The following is a 25,651-nucleotide window of genomic DNA, read 5'->3' on the forward strand; positions in this document are numbered from 1 at the left end:
TTTGCGCCGGAGTCCGCTATGCCTGAAATCGTCACCGCCGCCATGCTCGTCATCGGCGATGAAATCCTCTCCGGCCGCACCAAGGACAAGAATATCGGCCATCTCGCCGACATCATGACGGCGATCGGCATCGACCTGAAGGAAGTGCGCATCGTTCCGGACGAGGAAGACGAGATCGTCGCGGCGGTGAATGCCGTGCGCGCCCGTTATACCTACGTCTTCACCACCGGCGGCATCGGCCCCACGCATGACGACATCACCGCCGACTCGATCGCCAAGGCTTTCGGCGTGCCCTGCGAGTATGACGCCAAGGCTTACGCCCTGCTTGAGGCGAGCTATGCCGGGCGCGGTATCGAATTCACCGAAGCGCGCAAGCGCATGGCCCGCATGCCGCGCGGCGCCGACCATATCGACAATCCCGTCTCCGTCGCGCCGGGCTTCCGCATCGGCAACGTCCATGTCATGGCGGGCGTGCCGTCGATCTTCCAGGCCATGCTCGACAACGTCGTGCCGACGCTCAGGGCCGGCACCAAAATGCTGTCGGCCACGGTGCACTGCCCCTTCGGCGAGGGCCTGATCGGCGGGCCGCTGGCCGATGTCCAGAAGGCGCATCCCGACACCATCATCGGCTCCTATCCCAAATATGGCGACGGCAAGTTCTGGACCGAGCTCGTCGTGCGCGCCCGCAGCGAGGAAGCGCTCGAGGCCGCGCGCAAGGATGTCGAGGCGATGGTGGCGGGCTTCGCCAAGGCGGGCTGACCGGCGTTCGGCTGGAACCAGTCAACGCGCTGAGGCGTTCCCTTGCTGCCACGCGTAGCGCAAACAATTGAGGGACCGGCCATGCGCTTCAAGACAATCGTCGCCATTTTGCAGAACGAGCAGGACGCCGAGCGCGTTCTCGATTGCGCCCTTCCGCTTGCCGAAAGGTTCGAGAGCCATCTCGTCGGCATCCATGCCGAGGCGTTGCCCGTTCCCTACACGTCGGCCACCGGCTTCCCGGACACCGAGTTCCTGCAGGTCTCGGCCGAGATGAACAAGGAGCGCGCCGGCAAGCTGCAGGCCTATTTCCTGAAGCGGATCGAGGAATCCGGCCTGTCCTTCGAATGGCGAAGCCTGGAAAGCTTCTCCGGCGACAGCGCGCTGACCGGCATAACGAGCGTGCGCGCCGCCGATCTGATCATCGCCGCGCAGCGCGATACCGGCGGCGACCCGAGCGCCGATGTCGACACGCTGGTCTATGATGCCGGCCGGCCGGTGCTGGTCGTGCCCCATGACGGGCCACTGGTCACCACCTTCAGGCGCGTGCTGCTTGCCTGGAACGGCAGCAAGGAAGCGGCCCGCGCCGCGTTCGATGCCCTGCCCTTCATCGCCGAGGCCGACAAGACGGACATTCTCGTCATCGACCCGCCCGAGACGCTCGATGAATCTCCGGAAGCGGCCGGCGCCGAGATCGCCGCGGCCTTGTCACGCCATGGCGCCAATGTCAGCGTCTGCGTGCAGAAATCCGGCGGCACTTCGGTCGATGACATGATTCAGGCCAGGATCGCCGAATCCGGCGCCGATCTTCTGGTGCTCGGCGCCTACAGCCACTCCTGGCTGCGCCAGCTTCTGTTCGGCGGCGTCACCCGCACGGTGCTGCGCACGACGAATGTAGCGGCCTTCCTTTCGCGTTGAGCATCCCTCGGAAGCGGGGGCAAGGTTCAGGGCGACGCTGCGCAAGTCAGACCAGCGCCGCTTGAACCCGTTTGAGCGCGACGCCTTAAGTCCACAGCCGTCGCCGGCCCCTGCTCTTGCCAAGCCTGGCGCTTTCCGGCTAATTCCGCCTGCATTCCAGTGTTTCTGCGCGCCACGGCGCGCCTTGCGGAGTGCGTGAGCCATGTCCCTTCCCGAAAAAGCCTTTCCCGTCTCCTGGGACCAGTTCCACCGTGACGCGCGCGCACTTTCCTGGCGGCTTTCCGGCGCCAGCAAGGGCCAATGGAAAGCGATCGTTTGCATCACGCGCGGCGGCCTGGTGCCGGCGGCGATCATCGCGCGCGAGCTCGGCATCCGCATCATCGAGACGGTGTGCGTCGCCTCCTATCATGACTACACCAGCCAGGGTCAGCTTCAGGTTCTCAAGGAGATTTCGCCGCCGCTGCTTGCCGACGACGGCGCCGGCGTGCTGATCATCGACGACCTGACCGATACCGGCAAGACAGCCGGTATCGTGCGCGCCATGATGCCGAAGGCGCATTTCGCGACCGTCTATGCCAAGCCGAAGGGCCGCCCGCTGGTCGACACATTCGTCACCGAGGTCAGCCAGGACACCTGGATCTACTTTCCCTGGGACATGGGCTTCACATACCAGAAGCCGATCGCGGACGATCATGTCGGCTGAACGGCCGTCATATTTTCCAGAGAATCTGCCTCAAAGGAGCGGCGTGTAGTCGAACCAATGAGCATGTCTACTTTGTAAGATTGACCTTTTCTGGCGGCATTTTCCCACGGAGTGAAGTTTTTTACTTTTAAAGCCCATAATTCGCCGTAAGATTCGTAAGGTGGCAAACGATTCTGGAGGCTGGGGCAGCTTCTTCCGATGTTGACGAGGCCGGCAACACACACCCAGATGGCCGAAAGAGTCCGGCGGCTCTTCGGCAAGGCGCCCTGCCGCCTGCAGGTTGCCGCTCTGCCCTGGCGTGAAAGCGAAGCCGGCGTCGAGATCATGCTGATCACCAGCCGCGACACCGGGCGCTGGGTGTTGCCCAAGGGCTGGCCGGAGGCCAGGGAACCACTTTGCAAGGCGGCCGCCCGTGAAGCAGGCGAGGAAGCCGGCTTGCGCGGCACCATCTCGCATCTTGAAGCCGGCCGTTATTTCTATGCCAAGGTCCTCGCCTCCGGCGAGGAAGTGCCCTGCGAAGTCCTGGTCTTTCCGCTGCATGTCGACCGCATTGCGGACCGCTGGAAAGAGAAGCGCGCCCGGACGCGCAAATGGGTTGGCGCCATCGAAGCAGTCCAAATGGTCCATGAACCGGACCTTTGCCAGATCATTGCCGGTTTTTGCGCCGCGCCGCACACTTTCATCTGATCGTCAGACGCGACCGAAATCATCGGAACTCAGCCGGGTCCAGCGATCGCCCGTCAATCCGCCGATAAAGATGTCGCCGGCGCGGACCGCTTCCGCGACCTCGGTGATGCGTGAGCGCACCATCGTGCCGCCGGCATAGCGGAAGAAGAGACGGTTGTAGCCGAAGAGGTGCGGCAGGAACCTGCTTTGTGTCTGCCCGGTTATGCCCACGCAGCCCATCTCCCGCGCAGCCGCGATAAGGCCGTCCAGCGTCGCGCCCCAGTGGGGTCCGGGCGCCTGGATCTGCAACAGGTTCGCGATGCCGCCAGCCTGCCCGTAGAAGGCATGGCAACCGACCATCTTGCCTGCTTCGTCGTAAGTCCCGCCGAAATGAAGTGGCCCGTCGGCCTGCTTTTCGGCCGCCAGCGCGAGCAGCCGCGGCAGTTCGCCATCCTTCCAGCTCGGTCGAAGAGCATAATCGGATATCAGTGCCGGCAGCCGCTCCGCAAACCGCGCGGCATCGATCCGCTCATGGTGGATCCGTCGCGACGATGAAGGCTGGACCGGCGGCTCGAGCCGTCTTCCTGCGAGAGCATCAAACGCCCGCCCGCAGGGGCCGAGCGCCAGCCGAGCCAGCCCGGGCCATTTACTCTGCAGCAAGGCGGCGGCCATGGCGCCCGGCCGAAAAACACAGGTCCATTCCAGACAATGCACCGGCAAGAGCTGATACTTCATCGGACGCGCGAAGGCCAAGGATGTCCGGTTGGCCGAATCGGTCAGATATAGATCGAACTCGCCCTGATGCAGGGCACGCAGCAATTGCGGCCCGGCCCAACCGTGATCGGTGCTGGAATCGGTCATGAAGGGACCGATGATGGCCGCATTCAATGCCCTTCCATTGAGCTCATAGCGGGCTTTCAAAACGCCCATGAACCCGCCGAGGCCGCCCTGCGGGTTTATCTGGACAAGGGCCTTGTTCTCACCGCCGTCAAGATAGAGCTTTCTCATATAGTCCGCCGTCCGCGCGACCGCGTGATCGCGAAGGCGGCGACGGCGGAACTTCGTCAGGAAGAGTGCCGCGACCCGCTCGAGATCTTCGGCGGCGAGCGGCCGTACCGAGCCATGGTCGGGCACCGACGGCGCCGGCGTCTTTCTCGACCCCCCATTTGCGGAGACCAAATCCATCATGAATGCCTATGCAAGGTCCTCTGTCGGCGGGTAAGACCCTACAATTTCCAAAGAAATCTCCTTCAACCGGCATGCCTGTAGAATCTCCAGGAGACCTGCGCATGCCACATCCGACTTGCCTTTCTGAAGGTATACGCCGACAACTGTTTAAAACAATGTATATCGCATGGCGTTGCTGATGAAATGACTAAAACTTTAAGTATATGGAGACGAATTTAAACACCGCATTACCTCACTCAAGCCGCGTGACGAGAGCGCGGTTGCAGACCTTGGATTGATCTGCGCTGCCGCGGCGGAGCCGGACAGCCGACGGCCCGGCCGGAGCCGGGCCGTCCTTTCCTCAGGCGACGAGGCCTTTGGTCAGTTCGAGCGCCTGCCGCTCCAACAGCCGTCGGTAGATGCCGCCATTGAGGCGGATCAGATCGTCATGCGAACCCTCTTCGGCGATACGGCCTCGATCGAAGACCAGCAGGCGGTCGAGCGCCCGAACCGTCGAGAGCCGGTGCGCGATGACAAGGGTCGTGCGCCCCACCATCAGCCGCTCCATCGCCCTCTGGATCAGCACTTCCGATTCCGAATCCAGGCTCGATGTCGCCTCATCCAGGATCAGGATGCGCGCATCCGCCAGGAAGGCTCGCGCGATCGCCACGCGCTGCCGCTCACCCCCAGAAAGCTTCACACCGCGCTCGCCGACCAGGGTTCCGTAGCCCCTGGGCAGGTTGGTGATGAAATCATGCGCGCTGGCGAGTTTCGCCGCATGCTCGATCTCGGCCTGGCTGGCGCCGGGCCTGGCATAGGCGATGTTCTCGGCAAGCGAGCGGTGGAACAGGATCGGCTCCTGCTGGACGATGGCGATCTGGCTGCGCAGCGACGCCTGCTCGACCTGCGAGATGTCCTGCCCGTCAACCAGTATCCGCCCGGCATTCACGTCATAGAGCCGCTGGATCAGCTTGACGAAGGTCGTCTTGCCCGAGCCCGAATGCCCGACCAGTCCAATGCGCTCGCCAGCCGCGATGTCGACCGAGAAATCGCGGTAGAGCGGCAGAAGATGGTTGCCGTAGTGGAACGTCACCTTGTCGAAGGCGACGCGCCCATCGGTGATCCGGATCGGCCGAGCTCCGGGCCGGTCCTGGATGCCGAGCGGTTCGGACTGGAAGTCGACCAGTTCCTCCATGTCGTTGACCGAGCGTTGCAGGTTGCGGATATGCGTGCCGATGTCGCGCAGATAGCCCTGCAGCACGAAGAACGAGGTCAGCACGAAAGCGACGTCGCCGGCGCTCGCCTGGCCCCAGGCCCATAAGATGAGGGCAAGGCCGATCACCGCTGCCCGGATGACCAGCAGCAGCGCTCCTTGCGTGGTGCCGTTGGCGGTGCCGCGCATCCAGGTGCGGCCGGTGCGCAGCCGCCATTTGGCGACCACGCGCGCCAGCCGCGCTTCCTCGCGGGCCTCCGCGCCAAAGCCTTTGACGACGGCATTGCAGCTCACCGCATCCGCCAGCGCGCCGCCCAGCCGCGTGTCCCAGCTGTTGGCGAGCCGCGCGGCGGGCGCGACATAGCCGAGCGAGAGCATCGCCGTGACGGCGATGAACAGCACCGAGCCGGCCGCCACGACAGCCCCCATCAGCGGCCAGAACCAGCCGAGCAGCAGCGTCGATCCGACGAGCATGACGACCGATGGCAGCAGCGCGATCAGGATCGTGTCGTTGAGCAGGTCCAGCGCCCACATGCCGCGCGTTATCTTGCGCACCGTCGATCCGGCAAAGCTGTTGGCGTGCCAGTCCGTCGAGAACCGCTGCACCCGATGGAAGGCGTCGGCGGCAATGTCCGACATCATCTTCAGCGTCAGCTCGACGATCCACAGGAAGGCGATATTGCGCAGCACGACGCCCGCCAGCGCCAACGCCATCAGGATCGAGAACGCGGTCGTCGCCGCGTTCCAGGCGACTTCATCGGTCCCGGCGCCGCTTGCGACCGCGTCGACCAGGCGGCCGGAATAGAAGGGCGTCAGCACATCGGCCAGCGTCGAGAGCAGGAATGCGCCCATGATGAGCGAAAGCCGCCACGGCTGGCGCCGCCAGTGGCTGAACGTGAAGCCGAGCACGCTGCGAAAGGCGCCGGCGCGCAGATCGATCTTGAAACGAGCCATGATGTCATCCGGGCGCAAACGAGCCCGGTCCCGGTAAAATCAAATTGGAAAACCCGCATCCGCGCCCTGCGGCGCCTCAAAAGAGCGGGAGGTTCAGTATGGTAGGCCGCCTGCCCTGAGGCGGCGACCGGCAGCGGCTAATGCCTGTGCTGCGCCCGGCTCTCCGAAAAACCTTCGGAAAGCCCGAGCAGATCTAGGCTTCGCGGCCTCGCATAACGATGTCAAATCCTGCCATACGGTCCTCCCGGAAGGGAATCGCGGAGAGGTTCTTATAGGGAGGCATCGGCCGAACGCCAAGTCGGCCTGCCGCCAAAACGACATCTGGTCCAAGCACTGAGACGAATTTGCAACAACGGCAGGTTGCGCGGGCTGGTGCATGCCGCGCAGAAACGGCTGAACGGTTTCAGTCCGACGCGCTTGAAGCCGTTGGCTTGCCCGCTTTGCGATCCAGCCGCATGTAGCGTCCGTCCGTCGACGCCTTGAATCCGAACTTCTCGTAGAGGCTGTGGGCGTCGTCGGTCGACAGGCTCCAATGCGTCACCGTGCTGACTTCGGGATGATCGATCAGCGCCTGGACGAGCAGCTTGCCGATCCCCCGCCCGCGATGCTGTGGCCAGATGATGACGTCGGCGACATAGGCAAAGACCGTGTAGTCGGTGATCGCGCGGGCGAAGCCGACCTGCTCGCCATCGAGATAGGCGCCGGCGCAGAGCGAGTTGTCGAAGGCGCGGCGGTGGGCCTCGTCGGTCCGCGACGCGCCCCAATAGCTTTGCATGAGCTGATCGGACGTTGCCCGGAAATCGATCCGCGACAGGTCGAAGCTGATTTCTATGTCTTGCATGCGCTGCGCTGCCGCAATCTCGCCGGGGATCAACCGCGATCCCGGAACCGGTTGGTGATTGGATAACGGCGGTCCCGGCCGAAATTCTTCCGCGTGATCTTCACGCCGGGCGCCGCCTGCCGGCGCTTGTATTCGGCGATGTAGAGCAGGTGCTCGACGCGGGTCACCGTTGCCCGGTCATGGCCGCGCGCGACGATGTCGTCGACGCTCATCTCGTTCTCGACCAAGCATTCGAGAATGTCGTCCAGCACTGGATAGGGCGGCAGCGAATCCTGGTCGGTCTGGTTCTCGCGCAGCTCCGCCGACGGCGCCTTGTCGATGATGTTCTTCGGAATGACCTCGCCGGAAGGACCGAGCGCGCCCGGCGGCACATGCGAATTGCGCCAGCGCGACAGCGCGTAGACCTGCATCTTGTAGAGATCCTTGATCGGATTGAAGCCGCCATTCATGTCGCCGTAAAGCGTAGCGTAGCCGACCGACATCTCGCTCTTGTTGCCGGTGGTGACCACCATCGAACCGAATTTGTTCGAGATCGCCATCAGGATCGTGCCGCGCGCACGGCTCTGCAGGTTTTCCTCGGTGATGCCTTCCTGGGTGCCCTCGAAGAGCTGCGTCAGCGCATGCTTGAAGCCTTCGACCGGCTCGGAGATCGGCACGATGTCATAGCGACAACCGAGAGCGCGCGCGCAGTCCTCGGCGTCCTTCAGCGAATCCTTCGAGGTGTAGCGGTAGGGCATCATCACGGTGCGCAGCCGCTCTTCGCCCAGCGCATCGACGGCCAAGGCCGCGCAGATCGCCGAGTCGATGCCGCCGGAGAGGCCGAGCACGACGTTCTTGAAGCCGTTCTTGTTGACGTAGTCGCGCAGGCCGAGCATGCAGGCGCGATAGTCCGCCTCTTCCCGCTCGGGGACCTTCGACATCGGGCCTTCCGAGCAGACCCAGGTGTCGGAATTATTTCCATTTTGCGCGCCTGCGGCGACGCGGCTTCTTTTCCAGGTGGTGACGTCGATCGCGTCCTCGAACTGGCTCATCTGGAAGGCCAGCGTCTTGTCGGCCCCGATGGCGAACGAGGCCCCATCGAAGATCAGCTCATCCTGGCCGCCAAGCTGGTTGGCGTAGACGATCGGCAAGCCGGTTTCGATGACCTGGCGGATGACGACCTGGTGGCGCACGTCGATCTTGGCGCGGTAATAGGGCGAGCCGTTCGGCACCAGCAGGATCTCGGCGCCGCTTTCGGCCAGCGTCTCACAGACCGCGATGTCGCCCCAGATATCCTCGCAGATCGGGACGCCGATGCGCACGCCGCGGAAGTTGACCGGCCCCTGCAGTTCAGGTCCGGCCTGGAAGACGCGCTTCTCGTCGAACTCGCCGTAGTTGGGCAGATCGAGCTTGTAGCGCTCGGCGATGATCTTGCCACCGTCGGCGACGACGATGGAATTATGCGTGCCGGTCTTGCGCTTCAGCGGCGTGCCGATGATGACGCCGGGTCCGCCATCGGCGGTGTCCGTGGCGAAATCTTCGGCCGCCTTCTCGCAGGCCTTGAGGAAGGAAGGCTTCAGCACCAGATCTTCCGGCGGATAACCGGCGAGGAAGAGCTCGGTGTAGAGCACCAGGTCGGCGCCCTGTCGCGCCGCGTCCGCCCTCGCCTCGCGCGCTTTTGCCAGATTGCCGGCGACGTCGCCGACGGTCGGGTTGAGCTGGGCGACGGCGATGCGCAGGATATCAGGAGCGGTCTTGGTCATGGAATGGATGTAGCGTGGCAGAAATCGTCGGGCAATGGCGATCGCTTGTGCCAATTAGGATCGATCGGCAGAGCCGATCATGTTCATGATCTATCGACGGATGTCGATCGTATCCCTAATCGCCCATATATTCGCGCAGCGCCTCTGCCGAGCGATTCTCGCCGATCGACATCGCCAGGATGCGCGAGATGTGGCGGCGCGGCAGGCCGGTCTCGGCCGACCATTGGTTGATCTGCGCCTGGATTTTTTCGAGGTCCCGCTTCGAGGTCGGGTTCTCGGCTATGTCAAGGCCGGCCTCGCGCAAGGCCGCCGCCATGTCGGCGGAAACGACGAACGTGTCCCATTCCAGCCAGCGCAGGAAATACTGACCCGTATTGCCGCCCAGCCGGCTGCCATGCTTGGCCAGATAGGCGGTCAAGCCGATCTGATCGTCCGCCGGCCAGGCGGCAATGAATTTCCCGAAGCTGCCATGCTCCTTCGACACGCGGTCGACGAAGGCGGCATTGTCGCGCACCGACTTGATCTTCTGCGGGTTGCGCACGATGCGGCTGTCGGATGCCAACTCGTGCCAGAAGTCGTCCGGCTGGAACAGAAGCCGCTTCGGCTCGAAACCGAGGAACGCCTCCTCGAAACCCGGCCATTTCTGCTCGATGACACGCCACACGAAGCCGGCGGCGAAAATGCGCTCGGCCATGGTTGAGAGAATGCGGTCGTCGGGGACTTTCGCCACCGCCTTGTTGTCGGGCGCAGGGCCAAGCAGCGGAGCGAGCACCGCCTCCCCGCCCTTGCGCTTTGCCGCCCGCGCGTGGATTTTCTGGAAATCGAGCATCGTTGTCCTTGCCTGTTCGCCGCAATCTAGCACTTCACGTCCGCCCCGGCAGCCTCTACGTCTATCGATGCCGGGCGAAGGAGAAGGCAGATGAACAAGATCGTCGAGGACATGGCGAACCGCTTGCTCAAGCGAAAGCCGGACGGCTTTGGTCCGCTCGAGAGCCGCGTGCTTCAATCGACGCTCGAGCGCACCACCATCACACGCGACACCAACAAGGCCGTCGCCTTCCACGAGACTTATGGCGACCGCGTCGCCGACACGATCGCCAGGATCGGCGGCTCATGGTCCTTCATCCTGACCTTCCTGGCTTTTCTTGCGCTTTGGACCCTCGGCAACGCCTGGCTGCTGACCCGCGACGCCTTCGATCCCTACCCCTTCATCTTCCTCAACCTTGTGCTGTCGATGCTGGCGGCGATCCAGGCGCCGGTGATCATGATGTCGCAGAACCGCCAGACCGAGCGCGACCGCATCGACGCGGCGCATGACTACGAGGTCAATCTAAAGGCGGAGATCGAGATCATGGCCCTGCATGAAAAGCTCGACGAGCTGCGCCACAGCGAGATCATCGGCATGCGAGACGAGATCCTGCGCATGGCCGAACAGATCAGGCGCATCGACGAGAAACTGTCGGCGCGGCCCGTCATAGAATGAACGGGACCATCCATCATCTCATCGAGCAATACGGGCTGATCGCGGTCTTCCTGGGCTGCGTCGCCGAAGGCGAAAGTGCCGCGATCCTTGGCGGTTTCTTCGCTCATCAGCACGTCTTCGTGCTGTGGCAGACTTTTGTGGCCGCCTTCCTCGGCGCCTTCGCCGGCGACACGTTCTTCTTCACCCTCGGCCGCAGCTTCGCCGAGCATCGCTATGTGAGGAGGTTGCGCAGGCGGCCGGGCTTCAGCCGCGCCTACCGCCTGCTCAACACCCATCCCAACATCTTCGTGCTGACCAACCGCTACATCTACGGCATGCGGCTGGTCGGCGGTATCGCTGCAGGCCTGTCGACCGTGCCCATGCCGCGCTTCGTCATCCTGAATGCCATCTCTTCCGCCGTGTGGGCGGCCCTGTTCAGCACTATCGGCTATGTTTTCGGCCTGGGCGCGGAGCGCATGGTGGGCCAGGCGTTCGAGCGGCATGAGCGCCTGCTCATCGCCCTTGGCGTCGGCGTCGGCGTCGCAATCATTGCCTGGCTGGTCGGCCATCATTTTGCCGGACGCGAACGCGCCAAGGAAGATCGGGCAGGATCCTGATCCGCCAGGAGTCAGATCGGCGCGCCGGTGAGGCGCTCGATCAAGGCTATGCCCCAGACGCCGCCGGCGATCACGATCGAAATCAACACCGCCAGTGACCCGCAATCCTTGGCGAGCTGGATTTCGATGTGGAATTCGCGCGAGATCGCGTCGCAGGCCGCCTCGATGCCGGTGTTGAGCACTTCGACCATGATCAACAGCAGAACCGCGCCGATCAAAAGGGCATAACCGCGCCAGGAGACCGAGATGAACCAGCCGGCTGGCAGCGCCAGCGCAAGCAAAAGCAACTCCTGCTGGAATGCCTTTTCGTGAGCGGCCAACTTGCGGAAGGCCCGAACCGAATTGATGAAAGCGTCAACCAGCCGCTGCATGCCCAGCCTCGTTTCGAGTCACGGTGAGGGGATATCGCAACGGCGGGATCAAGGGAATAAGGCAGCCGCCGCAAAATTCATCCGTCGGCGACCTTTATCGACGGCGTCGATTTCTCGAACTGCGGCAGCCCGTCCTCGATCGAATAGTAATCGCCTTTGTCGCCGACGAAGATGTGGCTTTCCGCCGTGAGGCCGCTCGGCCTCTCGAAGGATCCGGCCATGATGGAAATCGTGTCCAGTTCATTGTGCTTCCAGAAGAGCAGCGAGCCGCAGGTCCGGCAGAAGCCGCGTTTCGCCACATCGGAAGCACCGTACCAGCTGAGCGTGTCGGACCCTTCTATGACGATATCGGCATCCCTGGAGGCGGTAGCCGCGACGAAATGGCCGGTCTGCCGGCGACATTGCGAGCAATGGCAATAGACCACGCCGCGCAGCGGGCCACTCGTCCTGAAACGCACCGCCCCGCACAGGCATGATCCCCTGTGGTTATCGTCCATTTCCGGCCTCCTTCGACCATCCTCCGATCCATTGCCGGCCAGAATTTCAGGTTTGAAGTGGCTGGGCGCAGGCAAATGCGACACCGAAGCGACGCGTTTCAAAAGCTGCGCCTCACACGACTCTACATCCTGAGGTAGCAGAGACATCGAGGAAATGCAGGCCATTAAGGAAACTTTAGCGCAACTGCATCTATGTTTCCTGCAAGCGAAGGTCGTGTTGGGGACGCGCCGTCGCACCGCAATTCCGATTCAAATCCCCGAGTTAGCGACTCCCGGCGGAGGCAGGTCTCCGGTCGCACTGAAGGGGCAGTGAAACTGAACATGCAGCCGGCAGCCGTTCCCACCGACAGGAATACCGACATCGCCAGCACCGTCGTGGCGACGATGCGGCAGCTCGGCGTGCTTGGCATGCCGCGCAACTATGAAATCTTCTACGAGGCGCTCAGCGGCAGCAATCACGAACTCAGCCTTGCCGTCGTCTCGTTGAGCAACCGACCGACCCAGGAGGACCTCGACGGCATCGGGCGCACCTTCTTCCCCCAGCATCACGGACCGGCCATCGTCGAACATGCCCGCGAGATGGTCGCCAAGGAGCTCGAGGACATCGCCGCGCTGTTGCGCAGCGAGCGCTCGCATATCGAGAAATACGGCCGTCTCCTCGACGAGACCTCGAGCGGGCTGAGCAACCGCAGTCTGCTTTCGCAGGAACTCCTGCAGAAGATCGCTGGCGCAATGTCGGCCGCCACCAGCTCGACGATCGACCATGGCCGCCAGATCGCCAGCACGCTCAGCGAAAAGACGGCCGAGCTTGAAAGCGTCAAGTCGAAACTCGAGGAATACAAACGGCTTGCCGACACCGATCCGCTCACGCAACTGTGGAACCGACGCGCCTTCGACAAGGAGATCACCCGGATCTACAACAGCAATCGCGGCATCCTGTTCAACGCCTTGATCCTTGCCGATATCGATCATTTCAAGGACATAAACGATTGCTACGGCCACCCGGTCGGCGACAGGATCCTGCAGATCATCGCCGAGATCTTCCAGTCCAGCGTGCGTTCCGACATGTTCGTCGCGCGCACCGGCGGCGAGGAATTCGCCTTTATCGTCGAAGGCGCCAGCGAGGATGCCACATACGAGATCGCCGAGCGCATCCGCGCGCTGATCGAGCAGACCCCATTCACCAGCAGCCAGACCGGCATGAATTACGGCACCGTCACCGTATCGCTGGGCATCTGCATGGCCTCGGAGGCGGAAAACCCCGAGGATCTCTACACCAAGGCGGACCGCGCGCTTTATCGCTCCAAGGTCGGCGGCCGCAACCGTGTGACAAGGCACTCGGCCACGGCCGGCCGGGCCGGCAAAGGCTGGCTGCTTTACAAGAAAGACTGACATTACCCTTTCCAGAAGAATTTTTGTGAACTATATTTTCCACAGAAATGAAAGGGTGCGCATATGCAACGTCCAGTCGCGGCCGCGGCGGCGGCCGAGAACGCCGTCATCACCAAGGCCACGCTGCGCGCGGCCGACCTGCTCGACATCACCGCCAGGACGCTCGCTTTGGTCATCGGCGTGTCGGAGGCAACGGTCTCGCGCATGCGCAAACAGGAGTTCCTGCTCGAACGCGGCACCAAGCCGTTCGAGCTGGCGGTGCTGTTCGTGCGCCTGTTCCGCTCGCTCGACGCCATCGTCGGCGGCGACGAGACTGTGGCGCGGGCATGGCTGAGGAATCCCAACATCACGCTCGACGGCACGCCGCTCGAGAAAATCCTGACCATTGCCGGACTTGTCGATGTCATTGCCTACCTGGACTCCCGGCGCGCTCTCGTTTGAGGCCGTCAGACTCGAAGGCAAATACTGGCGCATGGTGGAGGCGCAGCACCGCGTGTCGACCCTCAAGCTGGTCGACACGCTCGACGAGCAGTCGCTGCTCGAGGACCTCGTCGAGGACACCAAGCCCCATATCCCGCTGGAATGCCGCCACCTCCATTATCTGCTGGCGACGCCTTTCCGCTACGGCTCCGTCTATCCTTACGGCTCGCGCTTCCGTCGCGCGGGCAAGACGAAAGGCGTCTACTACGCGGCCGAGACGGTGCTGACGGCGGTGGCGGAGATGGCCTTCTACCGCTTGCTGTTCTTTGCGGAATCGCCGGCGACGCCATGGCCGAACGATGCGGCGGAATACACCGCCTTCGCCGCCGCGATCAAGTGCGAGCGCGCGATCGACCTGACGCGGCCGCCGCTCGATCGGGACGATAAGGCCTGGACGCTGCCCACCGATTACACCGCCTGCCAGGCGATCGCCGATGTCGCGCGCGAAGCCGAGATGCAGGCGATCCGCTATCGTTCGGTGCGCGATCCGAAGGGCGCCAACATCGCTTTGTTGACCTGCAAGGGCTTTGCCAAGGCCAAGCCGCTGGAGCCGCAGACCTGGCGCATCCGGATCGGCTCTTTCGGCCTGCAGGCGATCTGCGAGTTCCCCGACAAGCGGCTGGAATTCTCACGCACCGCTTTTGCCGATCCGCGACTGGCCGGCATGCGTTGGGAACGCGGCCACTGAACTCGGAAAACTCTCTCGAGGTTCAGGACGGGCCGGCAGTTAGCTATGCCAGGATGTTGACCGCCCGCGCCGCCACCAGCGCGATCGTCAAGAGCGAGATCATCGCTTCGGCCATCATCAGGAGCTTTGCGCGCTGCGTGAGCGGCAAGGTGTCGGTCGGCGAGAAGGCGGTGGCGTTGGTGAAAGCCAGGAAGAAATAGTCCACAAACCCCGGCAGCCAGCCTTGTATCTCGCGATCTGGCAGCGTCATTTGCGGGAACAGGAAGTCGGCCTGCGCGCGCTTGACCAGGCCACAGGTCGGCGGCCCGCCCCTGTCCGTGCTCCAGAACCACAGCGCAAAGACGATCACATTGGTGACCCAGATGTTGAGGGCATCGACGAGCAGCGTCGTGCCGGCGCCGGCATGCCCTTCCAGCAGCGCCCGCACCAGGAAAACCAGCGATCCGCAATTCATGACGCTGATGACGCCGGTCATCACCAATGCCGTGCGGCGGATGTAGAGGCGCAATCGGCCGATCGCGTACCAATGCTCGTGGTCGACAGCCGTGCGCGTCTGCATCTGCGTCCATGCCGTCGCGATCGACAGGGGCACCAGCAGTGCCGCCTCGACCGTCGGGGCTAGCCAGCGCGGACCGAAGGACAGGTTGTTGATGACCAAAAGCTGAAGACAGATGACGACGAGAACCGCCGCGCGCGCCGACCAGAAGTCGAGCCCGCGATCATGGATGACGGCGTGCTGGTGACGCATGGAGACACCCGTATGGCTAGAATCGCGGCGCCTTGGGAGGCCCGGCTCAACCAACATTCAGCCGGCCACGGTTCTGCCCGAAGCGCCGGCGACGGGTTCCATCGCAATCTTGGTTTTACAATGTTGCGGCAGCATACATTTTCGTAAGCTTTTGCTATCGGACTGTTCAGAAATCCGCCGGTGTGGTTTTAGGCCCGCATGTCGAGAACCAGCGAATCCGTTCATCTTTGGCCGGTGGCAGCCACCGCGGAAGGCAATCCGCCTTCAATCTGGAACGGACTGATCCGGCACCCATGGCGATTGCTGGCGCTTTTGTGCCTCACCCAGATCGCTTGCTGGACCGTCATGCCGGCGCTCGTCAACGTTGGGCCGCCATACGACGTCGTCGAGGGGTTCATGTGGGGCCGCGAATGGGTTCTGCTGACCTACAAACACCCGCAGTTACCCTGCTGGCTGCTTGAGATCAGCCATCTACTGACCGGCTCGTTCCGCTGGCCGCAATATATGCTTTCGCAACTGCTGATCTCGACGACTTTCATCCTGGTCTATCTTCTCGCACGCGACATCATGGGGTCGACCCGCGCTCTCGCCGCGGTGTTGCTGATGCCCTCGATCTATTTCTTCGGTTGGCCGACCCCGCAATTCAACCACGACTATGCACAGATGCCTTTCTGGGCCGGCATCTCATGGCTGTTGTGGCGCGCCGCGCGCGACGGACGGCCCGGCTGGTGGCTCGCCCTCGGCGTCGTCTCCGGCCTGGGACTCTACGCCAAGTTCTCGACGGCTTTGCTGCTGGTTTTCGGCGGCATCTGGCTCTTATACGATAGCCGTGCCCGGAACCGGCTCGCCACCCAATGGCCGTGGCTTGGCCTTGCGGTTTTCCTTGGCATCGCGGCGCCGCTGGCGGTCGAGCTTTTCCGACTCGATTTCCTGCCGCTGACCTACGCCGCGCACCGCAACGAGTGGGTTCTCGCCCACCGCGCCAGGCTTTACTATATCGGCGTTCAGCTTGCCGGGCTTTCCGCCGTTCCCGTCGTTCTTGCTCTGTCCGGCCTGCTGCGGCGGCGAGCAAGCCCCGCGCAGGAGCCCTTGCAGCCCCAGCCGGCTCCCGAGCGACGCGCTATTATCTACCTGGCATGGATGGGCCTGGGGCCAGCGCTCCTCATCATGATCGCCTCGCTGTTCACAGGCACCGGTGAGTCCTGGGGCGCGACGATGTACAATCTCGTGGGCGTCCTGGCGATCGCGTTTCTGGGCCACCGGCTGGGAGCGACGGAATTGCGCCGGTTGACGGTGCTGGCGCTGCTATGCGTGGTCGCCGTATCGAGCGCCTACGCCGTCACCCGCTGGACCGGCTGCAACGTCCGCGGTCGCCTGCAGCCGATGTGCTGGCCGGCGCAATCGATTTCACGGACAGCCGAGGCGATCTGGCATGAGGCGGTGCCCGGGCCGTTGGGCATTGTCGGCGGCGAAGACGGCGTGGCCCGGCTCGCCGGGCTGGAAGCCGCGGACCAGCCTTCCATCTTCACGGCTCTCGACAGGCGCCTCGCACCATGGATCACCGACCAGCGCCTGCGGGATCAGGGAATGCTGCTGGTGTGGCCGAAAGGCTGGCCACTCACGCCGCAGCAATTGGCCTGGACCGACGGCCTGCCGGTCAAGACGGTGTCCTTCGACTGGTCGCTCAGGGCGCCGCCCCTGGAGATCAACTTCGCTGTCATTCCACCCGGCAGATCGAGTTTCCCGGGAGACCCGCCCGGGCCGCCCGACCCGGAATGACCGGCTAAAGCATGTCTCCCGAAAGTGGGAACCGGTTTCGGGACAAAGACATGCATGAAATCAAAAACCTAAAGCGTATGGAGCGAATCTGAAAGATCGCGACGCGCTTTAGGCTTGATCCACCCGCCTGAATTGAAAAGGCGCCGGTTTCGCCGGCGCTTCCAATGAACAAGCGCTGGGCGCTGCTCAGGCGTTGGCAACCTGCTTGTGCTGGATCGGATGGCTCTTCTTGAGCAGATCCGAGACCAGGAAGGCGAGCTCGATCGCCTGATCCGCGTTAAGGCGCGGATCGCAATGGGTATGATAGCGGTCGTGCAGGTCTTCGGCCGTGATGGCGCGGGCGCCGCCGGTGCATTCGGTGACGTTCTTGCCGGTCATCTCGACATGAATGCCGCCCGGATGCGTGCCTTCGGCGCGATGCACCTCGAAGAAGGTCTGCACTTCCTTGAGAATCCGGTCGAACGGCCGCGTCTTGTAGCCGGCCGCCTCGATGGTGTTGCCATGCATCGGATCGGACGACCACACGACGCTGCGGCCTTCCTTCTTCACCGCCCGCACCAGCTTCGGCAGGTGCTCGGCCACCTTGTCGGAGCCGAAGCGGGCAATCAGCGTCAACCGTCCAGGCTCATTCTCGGGATTGAGCAGGTCGATCAATTCCAGCAAACCATCCGGCGTCAGCGAAGGTCCGCATTTCAGGCCAAGCGGGTTCTTGATACCGCGGCAATATTCGACATGGGCATGGTCGGGCTGGCGGGTGCGATCGCCGATCCAGATCATGTGGCCCGAGGTCGCGTACCAGTCGCCGGAGGTGGAATCGACGCGCGTCAGCGCTTCCTCGTAGCCGAGCAGCAGTGCCTCGTGACTGGTGTAGAAATCGGTCTCGCGCAGCGCGAAATTGGTTTCCGACGTGATGCCGACCGCGCGCATGAATTCCATCGTCTCGGTGATGCGGTTGGCAAGCGATTCGTACTTCTCACCCTGGGGGCTGTCGGCGACGAAGCCCAGCATCCAGCGATGCACGTTCTCCAGGCTGGCATAGCCGCCCTGCGCGAAGGCGCGCAGAAGGTTGAGCGTCGCGGCCGACTGGCGGTAGGCCATCTCCTGCCGCGCGGGATCCGGGATGCGCGACCTGGCGTCGAACTCGATGCCGTTGATGATGTCGCCGCGGTAGCTCGGCAATGTCACCCCGCCCTTGGTCTCGTTGTCGGAGGAGCGCGGCTTGGCGAACTGGCCGGCGACGCGGCCGACCTTCACCACCGGCTGCGCGCCGGCGAAGGTGAGCACCACCGACATCTGCAGGAAGACGCGGAAGAAGTCGCGGATGTTGTCGGCGCCATGCTCGGCAAAGCTCTCGGCGCAGTCGCCGCCCTGGAGCAGGAAGGCTTCGCCGGCGGCGACCGCCGCCAGTTGCTTCTTCAGCTTGCGCGCCTCACCGGCAAAAACCAGCGGCGGGAACGTGGCGAGCTGGGCTTCCGTCGCCTTCAGCGCGGCAAGATCCGGATAGGCCGGAACCTGCTTGATCGGCTTCTCTCTCCACGAATTAGGCGACCATTTCGTCATCGCTGCACCCAATACTCTTCTCGGCGAGCGCCCTTGCCCGCTATTTTCGCCCCAACAGAGGTCGCGGCTCCTTACACGAAGCCGACTGCCTATTCTAGCCGGGTTTTTCAGCGGTGCGAATGGACCCGATGCTGCTACGCGGCCTTGTCGACGAGCCGCGCCAGCTGCGTCATCACCACGGCCGAGCCTGCCAGCCGCTTCTCCGCATTCGGCCAGTCGCGGATGAAGACGACGCTGTGGTCCGCCCTGATCTTGGCCAGCGAACCCTGCTCGCCGATGAACTTGACCAGCCCGACCGGATTGGGGAACTCGCGCTTGCGGAAATGGATGACCACGCCCTTGGGGCCGGCATCGAGCTTCTCGACATTGGCTTTGCGGCAGAGCGCCTTGATGAAGACGATCTTCAACAGATGCGTCACCTCTTGCGGCAGCGGCCCGAAACGGTCGATCAGCTCGGCGCCGAAACCGTCGATCTCCTCGGTGGTCTCGAGGTCGCCGAGGCGGCGGTAGAGCGCCATCCTCAGTTGCAGGTCCGGCACATAGCTTTCCGGAATCATCACCGCGGTGCCGACCGCGATCTGCGGCGACCAGCCGCCGTCCTGAACTTCGCCGGTGTCCTTCACCTCGGCCACCGCCTCCTCCAGCATCTGCTGGTAGAGCTCGAAGCCGACCTCCTTGATGTGACCGGACTGCTCTTCGCCGAGCAGATTGCCGGCGCCGCGGATGTCGAGGTCATGGCTGGCGAGCTGGAAGCCGGCGCCGAGCGTGTCGAGCGACTGCAGCACCTTCAGCCTGCGCTCGGCCGTGTCGGTCAGCTTGCGGTTGGCCGGCAGCGTGAACAGCGCGTAGGCGCGCACCTTCGAGCGGCCGACACGGCCGCGCAGCTGGTAGAGCTGCGCCAACCCGAACATGTCAGCGCGGTGGATGATCAGCGTGTTGGCGGTCGGGATGTCGAGGCCGGATTCGACGATGGTGGTCGACAGGAGCACATCGTACTGGCCGTCATAGAAAGCGTTCATGATGTCGTCGAGCTCGCCCGGCGGCATCTGGCCATGCGCCACCGCCACCTTCAGCTCCGGCACGGATTCCTTCAGGAAATCATGGATTTCGGCCAGGTCGCTGATGCGCGGCACGACATAGAAGGAATGGCCGCCGCGATAGCGCTCGCGCAGCAGCGTCTCGCGGATGACCAGCGGATCGAAGGGCGAGATGAAGGTGCGCACCGCCATGCGGTCAACCGGCGGCGTGGCGATCAGCGACAGCTCGCGCACGCCGGTCAGCGCCAGCTGCAGCGTGCGCGGAATCGGCGTCGCCGAAAGCGTCAGCACGTGCACGTCGTTCTTGAGCTCCTTTAGCCGCTCCTTGTGCTTGACGCCGAAATGCTGCTCCTCGTCGATGATCAGAAGTCCGAGATTCTTGAATGAGATCGAGCTGCCGAGCAGCGCATGCGTGCCGACGACGATGTCGATCGTGCCCTCGGCAATGCCCTTCTTGGTTTCGGCCAGTTCCTTGGAGCCGACCAGGCGCGAGGCCTGGGCGATGCGGATCGGCAGGCCGGAGAAACGCTGCGAGAAGGTCTTGAAATGCTGGCGCGATAAAAGCGTCGTCGGCACGACGACCGCGACCTGGAACCCTTCCATCGCCGCGATGAAGGCGGCGCGCAGCGCCACTTCCGTCTTGCCGAAGCCGACGTCGCCGCAGACCAGCCGGTCCATCGGCTTGCCGGCGCCGAGATCGTCCATGACGGCATCGATCGCCGTCTGCTGGTCGTCGGTCTCCTCATAGGGGAAGCGCGCGGCGAACTCGCCATAAAGCCCGTCCGCCGGTATCATGGCGGGCGCCGCCCGCATCTGCCGCTCGGCGGCGATGCGGATCAATTGCCCGGCCATGTCGAGCAGGCGCCGCTTCAGCCGCGCCTTGCGCGCCTGCCAGGCGCCGCCACCCAACTTGTCGAGCGTCGCCTCGGCCGAATCCGAGCCGTAGCGCGACAGAAGCTCGATGTTCTCGACCGGCAGGAACAGGCGGTCGTCGCCGGCATAGTGGATTTCGAGACAGTCATGCGGCGCGCCGACCGCTTCGATGGTGCGCAGGCCGATGAAGCGGCCGATACCGTGATCGGCATGGACGACGATGTCGCCGGCGGACAGCGACGAGGCTTCGGCGATGAAATCGGAAGCCTTCTTCTTGCGCTTCGAGCGCCGGATCAGCCTGTCGCCGAGGATGTCCTGCTCGGCGACGACTACCATGTCGTCGGTCTCGAAACCGGATTCGAGCGGCAGCACGGCAAGGCCCGCCTGCCCCGGCTCGAGCTTTTCGACCTCGGCAAGCGTCGCGACGGTCTTCAGATTGCCAAGAAGATGTTCAGCCAGGATCTGGCCGAGCCGGTCGAGCGAGCCTTCGGTCCAGCCAGCGACAATGACACGGCGACGCGCGGCGCGCTCATCGGCAATGTGCTTCACCACCACGTCGAACACGTTGATATTCGGGTCGGCGCGCTCCTCGGCGAAGCTGCGGCCGTGCCGCGAGCCGGCATGGAAGACCTTTTTGCCTCCGACATCCGGGGCATCGAACACCGTGAAGTCGATATCTTCGCGCGGACCGAGCGAAGCCTTGAGATTGTCCGGCGACAGGTAAAGCAGGTCCGGCGCCACCGGCTTGTAGGGCACGGCGTCCTTGAGCGCGCTGTCGGCCTGTTTCCGGCGCGCCTCGTAATGGTCGAGGATCAGCGTGTGCCGCTCGGCCAACGCCTCATGCGCCAGATGGTCGAAAACCACGGGCGCATCCGGCATATAGTCGAACACGGTCTCCAGCCGCTCATAGAAGAAGGGCAGCCAGTGCTCCATGCCGGCAAAGCGCCGGCCTTCGCTCACCGCCGCATAGAGTGCGTCGTCGCGCGACGGCGCGCCGAAAGCTTCGATATAGGAACGGCGGAAGCGGCTGATCGTCTCCGGCGTCCGCGCCACCTCGCTCATCGCCTGCAGCGACATCGACTTGCGCTGCCCGGTGGTGCGCTGTGTTGCCACGTCGAAGACGCGGATCGATTCCAGCGTATCGCCGAAGAAGTCGAGCCTGAGCGCCTCGCTCCAGCCGGGTGCGAAGAGGTCGAGAATGCCGCCGCGAACCGCGAATTCGCCGAGCCCGCGCACCGTCGGCACGCGCTCGAAGCCCGAAATCTCCAGCCGCGCGATCAGCGCGTTCATGTCGATCTGGTTGCCGGGCCTGGCGTGAAAGGTCTGCGCCTCGATCAATTCGGCCGGCGGGATACGCTGCAACAGGGCATTCGCGGTGGTGAGGATCACGGCGCGATGCGGCTTCTTCGCCAGCGCGATCATGGCGGAAAGCGCGCCGAGCCGCCGCGCCGCGGCATCGGCGCCGGGCGAAACGCGATCGTAAGGCAGGCAGTCCCAGGCCGGCAGTTCCAGCACCGGCAGGCCCGGCGCGGCAAAGGCGAGGGCTTCGATGATCGCCGGCAGCCGCTGGCCGTCGCGCGCGACGAACAGCACCGGCTTGTCGGGCGCGATCTCCTGCGCCGTCTGGACCAGGGCGAAGGCTTCGTAGCCGTCGGCGACGCCATCGACGATGAACTGGCCGGCGCGGCCCTTGGGCAGGCCGATGGAAGGAATGAGGCTCATGGATAGGCGTTTTTCAAAATGTCATGGTCCGGCGCGACGCCATGATTTTCCGCAGCACCGCGCAATCGACATCGGGCGGAACCGGGTGCTCGCCGGTGACCATCGGCAGGAAATCGGTGTCGGGAATTTCGAGAAGCCTCTCATATTGGTCGATTTCATCGCCGGTCAAGGCGCCGATCTCGGCGTCGGCGAAGCAACCGAGGATCAGGTCCATCTCGCGCATGCCACGATGCCATGACCGGAACAGCAGCTTGCGGCGGCGGGCATCCAACCCCTCGCTTGATCGCTGTGTTCCGGTCATGGCAGGCTATCCTTGTTCGAAGCGGCGCATATAGCGTGGATAGAGACCGGTGTCAGCCTTGCAAGGCAAAGTAAGACACCCGACAATCAACCTGAAATGATTGCATTCCTTCGCGCCCCCCGCTGTCCTGCCGGACATCTCCCCCACTTGGGGGGAGATCAGCCGGCACCTCCGCTTTCGCCAATCTTCAACGTTGCAGAATGGGCGCAGCGCCGAAGCTGCCAATCTCCCCCCTCGTGGGGGAGATGTCCGGCAGGACAGAGGGGGGCGCGAAGGAACTCGGCCTATCCAGCTTCCAAACCGGCGCAGCGCTGATGCGCCCCACCATCCTCGATCCGTTGTTTGTCCCGATCACCTCGCTCGCCGGCGTCGGCCCGAAGGTTGGCTTGCTGATCGAGAGGGTGGTGCCGGCCGACCTCGGCGATCGCGCCGCGCGCGCTGCCGATCTTCTGTTCTTGCTGCCCAACAGCGTGATCGACCGCCGCAACCGGCCCGGCATCGCGCTGTCGGCCGAGGGCCAGATCGTCACGCTGGAAGTGCGGGTCGATCGCCATCAGCCGCCGCCGCGCGGCAACAGGTCGGTGCCGTACCGCGTCTACGCGCATGACGATACCGGCGAGGTCGCGCTGACCTTCTTCCATGCCCATGCCGCCTATCTGCAGAAGATGCTTCCCGAAGGCGAGCGTGTGGTGATCTCCGGCCGCATGGAATGGTTCAACGGCCGCCCGACCATGGTCCATCCGGACCACATCGCGCCAATCGACGAGGCCGAGGGCCTGCCGCTGGTCGAGCCGGTCTACCCGCTCACCGCCGGCCTGTCGGCCAAGGTGCTGCGCCGCGCCATCGGACAGGCGCTGGGGCGCCTGCCGGAACTGCCGGAATGGCAGGACGACGCCTTCATGCGTCGGCACACCTTTCCATCCTTCGGCGATGCGCTTTCCCGCATCCATCACCCGAACGTCCCGATCGATGTCGCCGTCGAGGGATCCGCCTGGCGCCGCCTTGCCTATGACGAGCTGTTGGCCGGCCAGGTGTCGCTGGCGTTGGTGCGGGCCAGAATCCGCCGCCTCTCGGGCCGGCCGCTCATCGGCGATGACCGCATCGTCGAGAAGCTGCGCGCCGCCCTGCTCTACAGGCTCACCCCCAGCCAGGAATTCGCGCTCGGCGAGATCAACGCCGACCTTGCCGATCCCGAACGCATGCTGCGTCTCCTGCAGGGCGATGTCGGCTCCGGCAAGACGGTGGTGGCGCTGCTTGCCATGGCGCGCGCGGTGGAGGCCGGCGGCCAGGCGGCGCTGATGGCGCCGACCGAAATCTTGGCGCGCCAGCATCTGGCAACCATCGCGCCGCTGGCCGAGAAAGTCGGCTTGCGCCTCGCCATCCTCACCGGGCGCGAGAAGGGCCGCGAGCGCACCGAGACGCTTGCAGGCCTTGCCAGCGGCGCGATCGACATCGTCGTCGGCACGCACGCGCTGTTCCAGGAGACCGTGACGTTCCACGACCTTGTGCTCGCTGTCATCGACGAGCAGCATCGGTTCGGCGTCCACCAGCGCCTGGCCATCACTGCCAAGGGCGATGCGCCCGACATGCTGGTGATGACGGCCACACCCATCCCGCGCACGCTGGTGCTGACCGCCTTCGGCGACATGGATGTCTCGAAGCTCACCGAGAAACCCGCCGGGCGCCAACCGATCCGCACAGTGACCCTGCCGATGGAACGGCTGGACGAATTGGTGGGTCGCATGCGCGACGCGGTTGCGGAGGGGCAGAAAATCTACTGGATCTGCCCCCTGGTCGAGGAATCCGAGGAAATAAAACTGATGTCGGCGGAGGATCGCTTTGCTTCGCTGAAACCGCTGTTCGGCGACCGGATCGGCCTCGTGCACGGCCGCATGAAGGGCGCGGAGAAAGACGAAGCGATGCGCGCCTTCAAGGACGGTGAGACACGCATCCTGATCGCCACCACCGTCATCGAAGTCGGCGTCGACGTGCCTGACGCCACCATCATGGTCATCGAACATGCCGAGCGCTTCGGCCTTGCCCAGTTGCACCAGTTGCGCGGCCGCGTCGGGCGCGGCGACAAGCCGTCCTCCTGCGTGCTGCTCTACAAGGACCCGCTCGGAGAGACCGCGAAGCGCCGGCTTTCGGTGATGCGCGAGACCCAGGACGGCTTCAAGATCGCCGAAGAGGATCTGAAATTGCGCGGTGAAGGCGAATTGCTCGGCACCCGCCAGTCCGGCACGCCCGGCTTCCAGGTCGCGCGGATCGAATTCCACGCCGACCTACTGGAAGCGGCACGCGATGACGCGCGGCTGATCCTGTCGCGCGACCCGGAACTGCAGTCCGAACGCGGCGAAGCGCTGCGCCTGTTGCTTTACCTGTTCGGCCGCGACGAGGCGGTACGGCTGCTGCGCGCCGGCTGAGCGCCAAGTGACGGATTGGCAAGGCCGCCCTCGACGGGCTCGCCATTCAGCGTCACCAGCTTGGCCTTGACTTCGGGGGCCACCATGCCTGCCGAGACGATCAGCTTGGCGCCGTCCTCGATCGACATGTCGAGCAGCACGATCTCGGATTTGTGCACATACATCAGGAAACCGGTGGTCGGGTTGGGCGTGCAGGGCATGAACACCGCGATCAGCGGATCGCCTTCCTGGTCGAGCTTCTGGTTGATCTCGGTTTCCTTCTCGCTGGCGACGAAAACCAGTGACCAGACTCCCTTGCGCGGATATTCGACCAAGCCGACCTGGCGGAACATGTCGCCCTTGTTCGACAGCACGGTCTCGAAAATCTGCTTCAGCGAGCCATAGATGCCGCGCACCAGCGGCATGCGACCCAGCAGCCGCTCGCCGAAATTGACGATGGCGCGGCCGACGATGTTGGCGGTCAGGAAACCAATCAGCGTGATCAGCACCAGCGCCACGATCAGCCCGAAGCCCGGAACCGGGAACGGCAGGTAGGTGTCGGGATTGTAGCGGGCCGGGATGTAGGGCTTCACCCAGGAATCGACCCAGCCGATGAGCGACCAGGCGATATAGGCCGTGATCGCCAATGGCGCGCAGACGACGAACCCCGTCAGGAAATAATTCCTCAGCCGGGTCATGCCAGAAGTCTTCAGGGCGTCGGACATGGGGCTCACCCGCGGCGCATGTTGCAGCGCAGAGATT

At 63.9% G+C, this 25,651-nt stretch carries 23 protein-coding genes; 11 read left to right on the forward strand and 12 right to left on the reverse strand.

Annotated elements, in window-relative coordinates:
• Window positions 1-18: 18 nt before the first annotated feature.
• From EJ068_RS01310 to EJ068_RS01325, 4 genes are all read left to right on the forward strand, one after another.
• Complete coding sequence (locus EJ068_RS01310) at window positions 19-759, forward strand: competence/damage-inducible protein A (RefSeq protein ID WP_127250173.1); 741 nt, start codon at window positions 19-21, stop codon at window positions 757-759.
• Between the two features lie 81 nt (window positions 760-840).
• On the forward strand, window positions 841-1,674 hold the full coding sequence (locus EJ068_RS01315) for a universal stress protein (protein ID WP_126082418.1): 834 nt from the start codon (window positions 841-843) through the stop codon (window positions 1,672-1,674).
• Window positions 1,675-1,876: 202 nt separating this feature from the next.
• A complete protein-coding gene (gpt, locus tag EJ068_RS01320; protein ID WP_126060535.1) occupies window positions 1,877-2,377 on the forward strand; it encodes a xanthine phosphoribosyltransferase in 501 nt (166 codons plus the stop codon).
• A gap of 198 nt (window positions 2,378-2,575) precedes the next feature.
• A complete protein-coding gene (locus tag EJ068_RS01325) occupies window positions 2,576-3,064 on the forward strand; it encodes an NUDIX hydrolase (protein ID WP_126082417.1) in 489 nt (162 codons plus the stop codon).
• A gap of 3 nt (window positions 3,065-3,067) precedes the next feature.
• On the opposite strand, the gene EJ068_RS01330 is transcribed toward EJ068_RS01325, so the two are convergent.
• From EJ068_RS01330 to EJ068_RS01350, 5 genes are all read right to left on the reverse strand, one after another.
• Complete coding sequence (locus EJ068_RS01330; RefSeq protein WP_245463310.1) at window positions 3,068-4,231, reverse strand: hypothetical protein; 1,164 nt, start codon at window positions 4,229-4,231, stop codon at window positions 3,068-3,070.
• 340 nt (window positions 4,232-4,571) lie between these two features.
• Complete coding sequence (locus EJ068_RS01335; RefSeq protein WP_127250171.1) at window positions 4,572-6,377, reverse strand: ABC transporter ATP-binding protein; 1,806 nt, start codon at window positions 6,375-6,377, stop codon at window positions 4,572-4,574.
• Window positions 6,378-6,780: 403 nt separating this feature from the next.
• Window positions 6,781-7,218 carry a GNAT family N-acetyltransferase gene (locus EJ068_RS01340; protein ID WP_127250170.1) on the reverse strand — a complete coding sequence of 146 codons (438 nt, stop codon included), beginning with the start codon at window positions 7,216-7,218 and terminating at the stop codon, window positions 6,781-6,783.
• Between the two features lie 29 nt (window positions 7,219-7,247).
• The gene (locus EJ068_RS01345) at window positions 7,248-8,960 is read right to left on the reverse strand and encodes an NAD+ synthase (protein WP_127250169.1); all 1,713 of its coding nucleotides are present in this window, start codon (window positions 8,958-8,960) and stop codon (window positions 7,248-7,250) included.
• Between the two features lie 115 nt (window positions 8,961-9,075).
• Window positions 9,076-9,789, reverse strand: coding sequence for a DNA-3-methyladenine glycosylase I (locus EJ068_RS01350; RefSeq protein ID WP_127250168.1), 714 nt, complete (start codon window positions 9,787-9,789; stop codon window positions 9,076-9,078).
• 90 nt (window positions 9,790-9,879) lie between these two features.
• Here EJ068_RS01350 and EJ068_RS01355 point away from each other — a divergent pair, with 90 nt between their 5' ends.
• The gene (locus EJ068_RS01355) at window positions 9,880-10,443 is read left to right on the forward strand and encodes a DUF1003 domain-containing protein (RefSeq protein ID WP_127250167.1); all 564 of its coding nucleotides are present in this window, start codon (window positions 9,880-9,882) and stop codon (window positions 10,441-10,443) included.
• A complete protein-coding gene (locus EJ068_RS01360) occupies window positions 10,440-11,039 on the forward strand; it encodes a DedA family protein (RefSeq protein ID WP_127250166.1) in 600 nt (199 codons plus the stop codon). Before EJ068_RS01355 ends, EJ068_RS01360 begins: the two co-directional genes overlap by 4 nt.
• Window positions 11,040-11,050: 11 nt before the next feature.
• On the opposite strand, the gene EJ068_RS01365 is transcribed toward EJ068_RS01360, so the two are convergent.
• Both EJ068_RS01365 and EJ068_RS01370 read right to left on the reverse strand, forming a co-directional pair.
• Entirely contained in the window at window positions 11,051-11,410 is a 360-nt protein-coding gene (locus EJ068_RS01365; protein WP_126082410.1) for a diacylglycerol kinase, read from the reverse strand.
• A gap of 77 nt (window positions 11,411-11,487) precedes the next feature.
• Complete coding sequence (locus EJ068_RS01370) at window positions 11,488-11,907, reverse strand: GFA family protein (protein ID WP_127250165.1); 420 nt, start codon at window positions 11,905-11,907, stop codon at window positions 11,488-11,490.
• A gap of 321 nt (window positions 11,908-12,228) precedes the next feature.
• Between EJ068_RS01370 and EJ068_RS01375 the strand changes: the two genes are divergently transcribed.
• The 3 genes from EJ068_RS01375 to EJ068_RS01385 all read left to right on the forward strand — a co-directional run bounded on the left by EJ068_RS01375 (window position 12,229) and on the right by EJ068_RS01385 (window position 14,467).
• Window positions 12,229-13,299, forward strand: coding sequence for a diguanylate cyclase (locus EJ068_RS01375; protein WP_127250180.1), 1,071 nt, complete (start codon window positions 12,229-12,231; stop codon window positions 13,297-13,299).
• Window positions 13,300-13,362: 63 nt separating this feature from the next.
• Window positions 13,363-13,740 carry an antitoxin Xre/MbcA/ParS toxin-binding domain-containing protein gene (locus EJ068_RS01380; RefSeq protein ID WP_042644375.1) on the forward strand — a complete coding sequence of 126 codons (378 nt, stop codon included), beginning with the start codon at window positions 13,363-13,365 and terminating at the stop codon, window positions 13,738-13,740.
• Complete coding sequence (locus EJ068_RS01385) at window positions 13,700-14,467, forward strand: RES family NAD+ phosphorylase (protein ID WP_127250164.1); 768 nt, start codon at window positions 13,700-13,702, stop codon at window positions 14,465-14,467. The genes EJ068_RS01380 and EJ068_RS01385 overlap by 41 nt, the downstream gene beginning before the upstream one ends.
• Window positions 14,468-14,510: 43 nt before the next feature.
• On the opposite strand, the gene EJ068_RS01390 is transcribed toward EJ068_RS01385, so the two are convergent.
• Window positions 14,511-15,215, reverse strand: a complete 705-nt coding sequence (locus EJ068_RS01390; RefSeq protein ID WP_127250163.1) for a hypothetical protein — start codon at window positions 15,213-15,215, stop codon at window positions 14,511-14,513.
• 198 nt (window positions 15,216-15,413) lie between these two features.
• Here EJ068_RS01390 and EJ068_RS01395 point away from each other — a divergent pair, with 198 nt between their 5' ends.
• On the forward strand, window positions 15,414-16,994 hold the full coding sequence (locus EJ068_RS01395; RefSeq protein ID WP_127250162.1) for a glycosyltransferase family 39 protein: 1,581 nt from the start codon (window positions 15,414-15,416) through the stop codon (window positions 16,992-16,994).
• Between the two features lie 186 nt (window positions 16,995-17,180).
• Here the strand turns inward: EJ068_RS01395 and EJ068_RS01400 are convergent, their stop codons facing one another.
• The 3 genes from EJ068_RS01400 to EJ068_RS01410 form a co-directional block, all read right to left on the reverse strand.
• On the reverse strand, window positions 17,181-18,554 hold the full coding sequence (locus EJ068_RS01400; protein WP_126082404.1) for a 3-deoxy-7-phosphoheptulonate synthase class II: 1,374 nt from the start codon (window positions 18,552-18,554) through the stop codon (window positions 17,181-17,183).
• Window positions 18,555-18,688: 134 nt separating this feature from the next.
• On the reverse strand, window positions 18,689-22,186 hold the full coding sequence (gene mfd / locus EJ068_RS01405; RefSeq protein WP_127250161.1) for a transcription-repair coupling factor: 3,498 nt from the start codon (window positions 22,184-22,186) through the stop codon (window positions 18,689-18,691).
• Window positions 22,187-22,199: 13 nt separating this feature from the next.
• On the reverse strand, window positions 22,200-22,487 hold the full coding sequence (locus EJ068_RS01410) for a succinate dehydrogenase assembly factor 2 (RefSeq protein ID WP_127250160.1): 288 nt from the start codon (window positions 22,485-22,487) through the stop codon (window positions 22,200-22,202).
• A gap of 314 nt (window positions 22,488-22,801) precedes the next feature.
• On the opposite strand from EJ068_RS01410, the gene recG reads away from it, so the two are divergent.
• Window positions 22,802-24,910 carry an ATP-dependent DNA helicase RecG gene (recG, locus tag EJ068_RS01420; RefSeq protein ID WP_127250179.1) on the forward strand — a complete coding sequence of 703 codons (2,109 nt, stop codon included), beginning with the start codon at window positions 22,802-22,804 and terminating at the stop codon, window positions 24,908-24,910.
• Here recG and EJ068_RS01425 read toward each other — a convergent pair.
• The gene (locus EJ068_RS01425; protein WP_127250159.1) at window positions 24,862-25,614 is read right to left on the reverse strand and encodes a DUF502 domain-containing protein; all 753 of its coding nucleotides are present in this window, start codon (window positions 25,612-25,614) and stop codon (window positions 24,862-24,864) included. The two genes, recG and EJ068_RS01425, sit on opposite strands and share 49 nt — an antisense overlap.
• Between the last annotated feature and the right edge of the window lie 37 nt (window positions 25,615-25,651).

Origin of the sequence: Mesorhizobium sp. M2A.F.Ca.ET.043.02.1.1 (assembly GCF_003952405.1) — a bacterium.
Taxonomy (GTDB): domain Bacteria; phylum Pseudomonadota; class Alphaproteobacteria; order Rhizobiales; family Rhizobiaceae; genus Mesorhizobium.